At 63.5% G+C, this 9,744-nt stretch carries 6 protein-coding genes and 1 tRNA gene; 6 read left to right on the forward strand and 1 reads right to left on the reverse strand.

All coding sequences use genetic code 11. The features are described from left to right. The first annotated feature begins 17 nt into the window (after positions 1-17). From QX041_RS12040 to QX041_RS12060, 5 genes are all read left to right on the forward strand, one after another. Positions 18-3,146, forward strand: a complete 3,129-nt coding sequence (locus tag QX041_RS12040; RefSeq protein WP_316165429.1) for an efflux RND transporter permease subunit — start codon at positions 18-20, stop codon at positions 3,144-3,146. Next, positions 3,146-6,250: an efflux RND transporter permease subunit gene (locus tag QX041_RS12045; RefSeq protein ID WP_316165430.1), complete on the forward strand. Its 3,105-nt coding sequence runs from the start codon at positions 3,146-3,148 to the stop codon at positions 6,248-6,250. Before QX041_RS12040 ends, QX041_RS12045 begins: the two co-directional genes overlap by 1 nt. Before the next feature lie 237 nt (positions 6,251-6,487). Continuing rightward, positions 6,488-7,237, forward strand: a complete 750-nt coding sequence (locus QX041_RS12050; RefSeq protein WP_316165431.1) for a hypothetical protein — start codon at positions 6,488-6,490, stop codon at positions 7,235-7,237. Between the two features lie 69 nt (positions 7,238-7,306). Then, positions 7,307-8,044: a tRNA-uridine aminocarboxypropyltransferase gene (locus QX041_RS12055; protein WP_316165432.1), complete on the forward strand. Its 738-nt coding sequence runs from the start codon at positions 7,307-7,309 to the stop codon at positions 8,042-8,044. A 50-nt stretch (positions 8,045-8,094) separates the two neighbouring features. Continuing rightward, positions 8,095-8,268, forward strand: coding sequence for a hypothetical protein (locus QX041_RS12060; RefSeq protein WP_315797447.1), 174 nt, complete (start codon positions 8,095-8,097; stop codon positions 8,266-8,268). A gap of 50 nt (positions 8,269-8,318) precedes the next feature. Here QX041_RS12060 and QX041_RS12065 read toward each other — a convergent pair. After that, a tRNA-Cys gene (locus tag QX041_RS12065) sits at positions 8,319-8,392 on the reverse strand. A 770-nt stretch (positions 8,393-9,162) separates the two neighbouring features. Between QX041_RS12065 and QX041_RS34385 the strand changes: the two genes are divergently transcribed. Continuing rightward, positions 9,163-9,741 carry a reverse transcriptase domain-containing protein gene (locus tag QX041_RS34385; protein WP_410051866.1) on the forward strand — a complete coding sequence of 193 codons (579 nt, stop codon included), beginning with the start codon at positions 9,163-9,165 and terminating at the stop codon, positions 9,739-9,741. Positions 9,742-9,744 lie beyond the last annotated feature (3 nt).

Raw genomic sequence — 9,744 nt, forward strand, 5'->3', positions numbered from 1 at the left:
AGTGACGAGCAGTCGCGATGAGCGTCTCCGAACCCTTTATCCGCCGTCCTATCGCGACCTCGCTGCTCGGCGTCGCGCTGCTGATCGGCGGGCTGCTCGGCTATCTCGCGCTGCCGGTCTCGGCGCTGCCGCAGGTCGACTTCCCGACCGTCCAGGTGACGACGCAACTGCCGGGCGCCAGCCCCGATGTGATCGCCTCGCTGATCACGGCGCCGCTGGAGCGCCAGCTTGGCCAGATCCCGTCGCTCTCGGCGATGAACTCGACGAGCTCGTTCGGCGTCAGCCAGATCTCGCTGCAGTTCGATCTCGGACGCGACATCGATGGCGCCACGCAGGACGTCCAGGCGGCGATCAATGCCGCCGCCGGCGTCTTGCCGAAGTCGCTGCCCTATCCGCCGACCTACGCCAAGGTCAATCCGGCCGACGCACCGGTCATGACGCTCGCGCTGACCTCGGACACGATCTCTTTGCGCGCGATGAGCGACATGGCCGACACGATCCTGGCGCAGCGGCTGAGCCAGGTCTCCGGCGTCGGCCGCGTCTCGGTGCTCGGCGGACTCAAGCCCGCGGTGCGCGTGCAGGCCGACCTGGCGCGGCTCGCCGCCTATGGCATCTCGATGGAGGACCTGCGCGCCGCCATCGCAGGCGCCAACGTCTCCGGTCCCAAGGGATCGCTCGACGGTGCCCAGCAGGCCTATCTGATCACGGCCAACGACCAGATCGGAGCCGCCGACGCCTACAAGCCGATCATCATCGCCTACCGCAACGGCTCGCCGGTCACGATCGGCGATGTCGCAACGATTATCGATGGTCTGGAGAACGATCGGACCGGCGGCTGGTACCAGGGTGTCCCTGCGGTCATCCTCGACATCCAGCGCCAGCCGGGTGCCAACGTCATCGAGGTCGTCAAGCAGATTCGTGCCGAGATCCCGAAGCTGCAGCGCACGCTTCCCGCCGGCGTGAAGCTCGCCATCGTCAGCGATCGCACCGTGACCATCCGCGCCTCGGTGCACGACGTGCAGTTCACGCTGGTGCTCAGCGTGGTGCTGGTGACGCTGGTTGTGCTGCTGTTTCTGCGCTCGCTGCGCGCCACGATCATCGCCGGCGTCGCGCTGCCGCTGTCGCTGATCACGAGCTTCGGCGTGATGTACTTCGCCGGTTTCAGTCTCGACAATCTCTCGCTGATGGCACTCACCATCGGCACCGGCTTCGTCGTCGACGACGCCATTGTGATGATCGAGAACATCGTGCGCCACATGGAAAATGGCGAGAGCGCGATGAACGCTTCGCTGCGCGGCGCGCGCGAGATCGGCTTCACCGTGATCTCGCTGACCGTGTCGCTGATCGCGGTGTTCATTCCGCTGCTGTTCATGTCCGGGCTTGTCGGTCGCATGTTCCGCGAGTTCGCGTTGACCTTGACGATCGCAGTCGTGACGTCGGCGGTGGTCTCGCTGACCCTGACGCCGATGATGTGCTCGCGGCTGTTGAAGCATGCCAGCGAGGAATGGGTGCTGCCGGGGCTGAACGCCATCAGCCGCTTCATCGACCGCACGGTGGCGGTCTATCACCGCAGCCTGCTCTGGGTGCTCGACCGCCAGACCGAGACGCTCGTCGTGACCTTCGCGACCTTGGCGGCGACCTTGGCGCTCTACGTCGTCGCGCCCAAGGGCTTCCTGCCGCTGCAGGATACCGGCTCGATCACGGCGGTGACCGAAGCCGGCCCTGACGTGTCGTTCGCCGAAATGAAGAAGCGCCAGGCGGACGTCGCCGCCGCGATCCAGGCTGACCCCGACGTCGTCGGCGTCGTCTCGGTGATCGGCGCCGGATCGGTCAACCCGACCACCAATGTCGGCCGTCTCGTCATGACCTTGAAGCCACTCGGCGAGCGGCAGGACGGCGTCGCCGAGGTGATCGACCGGCTGAAGCAGAAAACCTCGGGCGTGCCCGGCATGACCGTGTACTTCCAGCCGGTCCAGGACGTGCAGATCTCGACCCAGGCGAGCCGCTCGCAGTACCAGTACACGCTGACCGGTGCCGATGCCGCCGAGGTGTCGAAATGGGCGAGGCAGCTTGTCGGAGAAATGCGCCGCGACCCTCTATTCCGCGACGTCTCCTCCGAAGCCCAGGAGGGCGGCCTGCGCGCGGAGCTGACCATCGACCGCCAGCGCGCCGGCCAGCTCGGCGTCAGCCTGCAGGGCGTCACCGACACGCTCAATGACGCCTTCGCGCAGCGGCAGATCTCGACGATCTACGGCCAGGCCAACCAGTACCGCGTGGTGCTGGAAGCGCTGCCGATGTATCAGCGCGACCCGTCGGTCCTGTCGAAGCTCTATCTGCCCGGCGCCGGCGGCCAGGTGCCGCTCTCGGCGGTGGCAAGCCTCAAGCGCACCACGGCGCCGCTGGCGATCTCGCATCAGGCGCAGTTTCCGGCGGTGTCGCTGAGCTTCAACCTCGCGCCCGGCGCGGCGCTCAGCGAGGCGGTCGACGCGCTTCATGCGACCGAGAACCGCATCGGCATGCCCGGCAGCATCATCGGCGTCTATTCGGGCGATGCCGCCGAGTTCGCCAAGTCGCTGGCCGGCCAACCCTGGCTGCTGCTCGCGGCCGTGATTACGATCTACATCGTGCTCGGCGTGCTCTATGAGAGCTACATCCATCCGATCACGATCCTGTCGACGTTGCCGTCGGCCGGCGTCGGCGCCATCCTGGCCCTGATGCTGTTCGGCCAGGATCTCTCGGTCATCGGCCTGATCGGCATCATCCTCTTGATGGGCATCGTCAAGAAGAACGCGATCATGATGATCGACTTCGCGCTCGAGGCGGAGCGTCACGAGAACCGCACCCCCTACGACGCCATCGTGCAGGCGTGTCTCCTGCGCTTCCGCCCGATCATGATGACGACCCTGGCCGCTCTGTTCGGCGCGCTCCCGCTGGCGATCGAGAGCGGCACCGGCTCGGAGCTGCGCTTTCCGCTCGGCATCTCCATCATCGGCGGCCTGCTGCTCAGCCAATTGCTGACGTTGTACACGACGCCGGTCATCTATCTCGCGCTCGACCGCATCAATCGTCGCTTCAAGCGCGCGCTGCCGCCGGCGCCGGACCTGCCGTCGCCGCCGATCGCAGGTGCGACCGAAGGCATCCAGTGATGGCCTCGATCTCCGAGCCGTTCATTCGCCGGCCGGTCGGCACCACGCTGCTCTCGATCGGCCTGTTCCTGGTCGGGATCGTCGCCTATATCTTCCTTCCCGTCGCACCGGTGCCGAACGTCGACTTCCCCGCGATCTTCGTCAGCGCGTCGCGCCCGGGTGCGGACCCGTCCGTCATGGCGGGGACGGTCGCGGCGCCGCTGGAGCGGCGACTCGGCGAGATTGCGGGCGTCAACCAGATCACCTCGACGAGCTCGCTCGGCACCACCAACATCCAGATCCAATTCTCGATCGGCCGCGACATCGACAAGGCCGCGCGCGACGTGCAGGCAGCCATCAATGCCTCGCTGTCGGACCTTCCGAGCGACCTTCCGGCGCTGCCGCGGTTCCGCAAGGCGAACACGGCCGCGGCTCCCGTATTCGTTCTGGCGCTGACCTCGAAGACGATGACGACGAGCGCTATGTACGACGTCGCCGACACCGTGCTGGCGCAGCGGCTGTTCCAGGTGCCCGGCGTCGGTAACGTCACTGTCAGCGGCGCCGATCAACCCGCCGTGCGCATCGCGCTCAATCCGGTCTCGCTCGCCAATGCCGGCATTTCGACCGACGATGTCCGGACGGCGATCATCAATGCCAATCCGATCGGGCCTGTCGGCATCTTCGAGGGCGGCCGCCAGAGCGAGACCATCGCCATCAACCGGCAGATGCGCAGCGCGGCCGAATTCCGCGACATCCTGATCAAGAGCAGCAATGGCAGCTTCGTGCGGCTGTCGGATGTCGCCGACGTCGAGGATTCCGTACGCAACGTGCGTTCGATCGCCTGGTTCAACAAGCAGCCAGCGGTGCTGATCCAGATCGCCAAGCAGGGCGATGCCAACGTGATCGAGACGGTCGACCGTGTGAAGGCGCTGATCCCGGAGCTCAAGCAATGGCTGCCGGCGGGCATCGAGATCTCCACTCTGGTCGACCGCACCGGGACCATTCGCGCCTCGGTCGACGACATGCAGTGGACCTTGCTCGCGACCGCCGTGCTGGTGATGGTCGTCGTATTCCTGTTCCTTCGCCGCTTGGTGCCGACGGTCGCGGCCGGCGTCTCGGTGCCGCTGGCGCTCGCCGGTACCTGCGCGGCGATGTGGCTCGCAGGCTTCTCGATCGACAATCTGTCACTGATGGCGCTCGCGATCTCCGTCGGCTTCGTCGTCGACGACGCCATCGTCATGATCGAGAACATGTACCGCAATCTCGAGCATGGCCTGTCGCCGATGCGCGCCGCGCTCGATGGCGCCCGCCAGATCGGCTTTACCGTGTTGTCGATCAGCCTTTCCTTGATTGCAGCTTTCGTGCCGTTGATCTTCATGGACGGCGTCGTCGGCCGTCTCCTGCGAGAGTTCTCGCTGACGCTGACCTTCGCAATCGTCGTGTCGACGTTGGTGTCGCTGACGGTGACGCCGATGATCTGCGCGCATTACATCAAGGAGACGCTGTCCGATCGTGCCACCTGGTTCGACCGTATCGTCGAAGGCGCGCTGTCCGGCATGGTCCGCTTCTATGCCTGGACGCTGCGCGGCGTGCTGGTTTATCCGTTTCTCACCCTGATCGTGTTTTTCGCCACCATCGCGCTCACGGTGACGCTCTACATCAAGGTGCCCAAGGGCTATTTCCCGACCGACGATTCCGGCTTCGTCATCGGTGCGACGCGCGCCTCGGCCGACATTTCGTTCCAGTCCATGCTGGGCCTGCAGCAGCGGCTCGCCGACATCGTGATGGCCGATCCCGCCGTGGCCGGGATCGGCTCGACGATCGGGGGCGGCGGCGGGCCCGGTGGCGCGACGTCCAACCGCGGCACCATGTTCATCAATCTCAAGCCCCCGGCGGAGCGCGAGGGCGTCTCCACTGAGCTCGTGATCAACCGCCTCAGGCGGAGCCTCGCGACGGTCCCCGGCATTCGGCTCTTCATGTTCGCCGCGCAGGACGTGCGCACCGGCGGCCGTCAGAGCGATTCCGACTACCAGTACACGTTGAGCAGCCCCGATCTCGACCTTCTGCAGAAATGGGCGCCGATCGTCGCCAAGCGCCTGGAGACGGTCGACGGCATCACCGACATTTCCAGCGACCGCGATCCCGGTGGCCTGCAGCTCGCGCTGCGGATCGACCGACAAAAGGCGGCGAGCCTCGGCGTCCGCGTCCAGGATATCGACAACGCGCTCAACAACGCCTTCGCGCAACGCCAGATCTCGATCGTCTACAGCCAGCGCAACCAGTACATGGTCGTGCTGGAGATCGACCCGAAATTCCAGACCGATCCCTCCCATCTCGACCGCATCTATGTGGCCGGGGCAGGGGACGCGCAGGTGCCGTTGTCGGCGCTGGTCAAGGCCGAGCGCGGCCTGTCACCGCTGGCGGTGTATCACTCGCAATCGTTCCCTTCGACCACCGTGTCGTTCAACCTGCTGCCGGACGTGCCCTTGCAGACCGCGACCGCCAACATCCAGCGCGCCGTCGACGAGCTGCACATGCCGGAGGGCATCCGCGGCAGCTTCGACGGCAATGCCGGGGACTTCAACAAGAGCAGCGGCCGCCAGCCGCTCTTGATCCTGTTCGCCCTGGCCGCGATGTATATCGTGCTCGGCGTGCTCTATGAGAGCCTGGCGCATCCGCTGACCATCATTTCGACCCTGCCGTCGGCCGGGCTCGGCGCGCTGCTCGCTTTGCAGGTCACCAACACACCGCTGACAGTGATCGCCTTCGTCGGCATCATCCTGTTGATCGGCATCGTCAAGAAGAACGGCATCATGCTGGTCGATTTCGCGCTCGAGGCCGAGCGCCAGCGCGGCATGTCCTCGGCCGATGCGATCTTCGAGGCCTGCCGGGTGCGCTTTCGCCCGATCCTGATGACGACCCTCGCCGCGCTGTTCGCCGGCCTGCCGCTGGTGATCGCGACCGGTCCGGGTACCGAGCTGCGCCGCCCGCTCGGCATCACCATCATCGGTGGGCTGCTGGTATCGCAGATCCTAACCCTCTACACCACGCCGGTGATCTACCTGCTGATCGACCGGCTGCGCCGCCGCTCTACGCCGGAGCCGCTGGCGGCCCCGGCCGAATGAGGCGTTGGGGCGGTGTCCTGCGGCGCGTCGTGTTAGTCTCATTAGGTTTCGGATCATTGAGCGAGACAGTCATGCACGATGCAACCCATGCAATGAAGATCCTACATGAAGTCGTGACTGTGATAGACTGTTGCTTCGGCTCAGATCCGGCGTTGTTAGTTGAAGCCTCGAACAAAGCGTAAGTAGCTATGGCCAACTGCCGCTCTACCTGACGAACGGCATTCAAGAGGGGCTCTCATGATTCGCTTCTTATCCGAGCATGAACGAGAAGAACGAAATCGAAACTGGCAATGTTTCGACACCTTATTGATGTGGACCAAGGCAATTCCGGCGCAATATTGCAGATATGAATCTGCGCAGGACGAGTGGATGACCTGGAATACGAAATATAGCGAAAGGGGTTTGTCAGCAACAGAGAGGACGTCGCGTCAAGACAAGGTGAGATCTGCGTTTCACGTGATGACTATAGCTCGACACGACATGCTATCGGCTGGAGCGCAGTTCTTCGTTACGAGAAATTGGGCCGTCCTGAGAAAACTTGTCGATGAGAGGATATTTTCGACGATCGATGCATTTCAAAGCGACGTGGCGATTCTCAGAAACATGCATCAGCATCAGATCGAGTACTTCAAGGGCAAGGGACAGAAGCCGGACCAGTGGCGATTTATGGGCGAAGCGTGGATTGCGGATGCCGTTTCTACGGTTGACGGACTATGGGGAGGGCGCCTGGACGCTCAGAAATTTTCCGAGGAAGCGGACAAACTACTACCAGCGCTTGTTCCGTTAGATCCGTTGATGATCGACCGCCAGAAAATGTTCGCCCGAATTGAGATACGTGGGCTCAAGTATAGCGAATTCGGTCGGAAGATAACTGAAGAAGACATTGACACTGTCGCCCAAAAGGTTGGGCTTTCGAGCGAAATAGTCAAGGAGGAAGCTGCCGAGGTTGAAGCAGAGAATAAACCTCTACCAGTTGCTTCGGGCTGATGTATCGGCAGGCCGCCCCCGGCCGAATGAGGCGTTGTCGCAGGTCGCGGCTGCGCGTATAGCCGCCGCATGCCAGAACCACACGACCATCCGCCGCTCGCCACCGAGGCGCCGCCCGATTGCCCGCGTTGCCAGAAACCGCCGCCGCTGTGCATCTGCGACAGCGTCACACCGCTGGAGAGCCGGCTGGGGCTCCTGATCCTGCAGCATCCGCAGGAGCAGGATCGCGCGCTCGGCACCGCGCGGCTCGCCGCCCTGCATTTCAAGAACGCGGTGGTCAAGGTCGGGCTATCCTGGCCGAGCCTCGCCAAGGCACTGGGACGGCCGGTCGCCGATCCCGCGCGCTGGGCCATTCTCTATCTCGGCTCGGCGAAGGCGGCCGAGCTCGATCCCGAGAGCGAGGTGGTCGCGGTGACCCGCAAGGGTGAGGTCGCCGACAACCAGCGCGCCATCCTCAAGTCGATCGAGGGCGTGATCCTGCTCGACGGCACCTGGAGCCAGGCCAAAGCGCTGTGGTGGCGCAATCCGTGGATGCTGAAATGCCAGCGCGTGATCCTCGGGCCGCGGCAGCCGTCGCGCTACGGCCGGCTGCGCCGCGAACCGCGCCGCGACGGGCTGTCGACCATCGAGGCTACCGGGATGCTGATGGCCGCGCTGGAACGGCGGCCGGAGATTGCCACGGCCCTCGACGCGAGCTTCGAGCGCATGCTGGCGCGGTATCGGGAGGTGGAAAAAGCGCAGCCGGAGCTCACGCCCCGCCCAAAGGCCCGCAAGCCGGATTGGCGCAACCGTAAACGGCGGGTTTAGGAACCGGAGGTACGCTTCTTGCATTGCAGCATGGAACGAGGATGAGAGCCATGCAGGAAGCAGAAAAGTCCAATGTGGTGCAGTTCCGGGACTACGCGCCCCGGCTGGCCGGCAGGTCCGGCTCGGATCGGACGGGCGTCTCGGCCGGTGAACGAGGGGCAATTCTGACTTGGCCGCGCGCGCAGGTCAGCTATCCCGGCGGCATCGACGATCTGCCCATCTAGCGCCGGTTCGCGGCCCCAGTGGGTAGTCCAACCGCTTGATTTTGATTGAGTGGAGGCCACGACCAGAATTGAACTGGTGTAAACGGTTTTGCAGACCGCTGCGTAACCACTCCGCCACGTGGCCCCAACGCGGTGGATCGATACAGGAGATCAACGGGTTGGGCAACCGCCCTGTTTCGTTCTGTGCACCTGTTCTGAAACTCTTGGCCCGCGTCAGTTCTGAAACTACTGATGCCGTTCTGTTCCTCCCGACCCTTTCTCAAAGTTCCGGATAAGTCTGCTCCCGTAGCCTCTCCAGGTTGCTTTTCGTGCGGACCGCACCTAGCTTCGCGGGGTTGGTAGCCGTTTCTTGTTCGACGACCTCCTAAGACGCTGATTTGTTGCCGAGCGCGACGCGCGGGAGCGCGCCAGACGCAAAGCTCCAGATGCCAGAAGATCGGTCTGTGACCATCGGAAGGCGCCGCAAATCAACGGAGGGGCCAATGCCTGCGGTGCATAAGAGACAGAGCCAGGCTAAGGACCTTAATGAGGGAGGCCGGCGAGGCCGGGGACGGGGCGCCAACGCTCTGTGTTCGTGGTTTGTTCTCGCTTCGGGGCTTGCCGCGAACGTCGCCTTCGGACTAGGAGTTGATGTCCGGGTGGCGATTCATACGTTGCCGAGCGCGACGCGCGGGAGCGCGCCAGACGCAAAGCTCCAGATGCCAGAAGATCGGTCTGTGACCATCGGAAGGCGCCAGTTCGAACAGGCTTAGGTGCACCCCGTTGCTCGACCCTACGCCTGGGAGAACTGTTCAGACGATCTTCCCGAAGCCGGCGAAGATCCTTTCGAGATCGAACCTGTTGTTCGCCTGGAAGGCTTCGCGTGATGCTACTTCCAACCCCGGTCGGCCCGGCGTGGATGGTGTTACCGCCGAGCGGTTTGGAGCTCGAATACAGGAACAGCTCTCAGAGTTGTCGTCTGAGCTTCGGAGCGGATCTTACCGCCCTCGTCGCCTGCGTCCCGTATTTATTCCAAAACCGAACTCCACGACGGAACGACTGATATGCATTCCGGCCGTGCGCGATCGGGTCGTCCAAAAAGCCATCGTTTCTTACTTGGTCAACACCGAGAAGTTCCCTATCGAGAACGAATTCTCGTTTGGGTTTATCAGAGGACGGGGCACGGTACACGCTGTACAAAGAGCTCTAGAACTGAGGCACAGATATTCCTGGTGTTTAAAGACCGATATAGAAGCGTTTTTTGATCGCATTCCGCGATCAGACGCGAAACTGCGAGTGAGTAAATCACTTAGAAGCAGCAGCCTAGTTCCGTTGATTCATCAATTCATAGATTGCGAAATCGCGTCCAACAGAAATACAGACTCAAAGCTCCTCAGGCAGGGCATAATTAGGGGCCGAGGGTCGTGTCCCCGGAGGTGGTGTAGCTCGGTGGAGCAAAGCCGCCCGGACGCGCGCTCCCAAATAGCGCCGTAGCGG

Origin of the sequence: Bradyrhizobium sp. SZCCHNRI2009, assembly GCF_032485115.1 — a bacterium.
Lineage (GTDB): Bacteria > Pseudomonadota > Alphaproteobacteria > Rhizobiales > Xanthobacteraceae > Bradyrhizobium.

What these genes read in the sequence shown, in the direction of transcription:
- QX041_RS12050 (WP_316165431.1), top strand. Translation starts at nt 6,488, where the DNA reads ATGATTCGCTTCTTATCCGAGCATGAACGAGAAGAACGAAATCGAAAC.
- QX041_RS12040 (WP_316165429.1), top strand. Translation starts at nt 18, where the DNA reads ATGAGCGTCTCCGAACCCTTTATCCGCCGTCCTATCGCGACCTCGCTG.
- QX041_RS12060 (WP_315797447.1), top strand. Translation starts at nt 8,095, where the DNA reads ATGCAGGAAGCAGAAAAGTCCAATGTGGTGCAGTTCCGGGACTACGCG.
- QX041_RS12055 (WP_316165432.1), top strand. Translation starts at nt 7,307, where the DNA reads ATGCCAGAACCACACGACCATCCGCCGCTCGCCACCGAGGCGCCGCCC.
- QX041_RS12045 (WP_316165430.1), top strand. Translation starts at nt 3,146, where the DNA reads ATGGCCTCGATCTCCGAGCCGTTCATTCGCCGGCCGGTCGGCACCACG.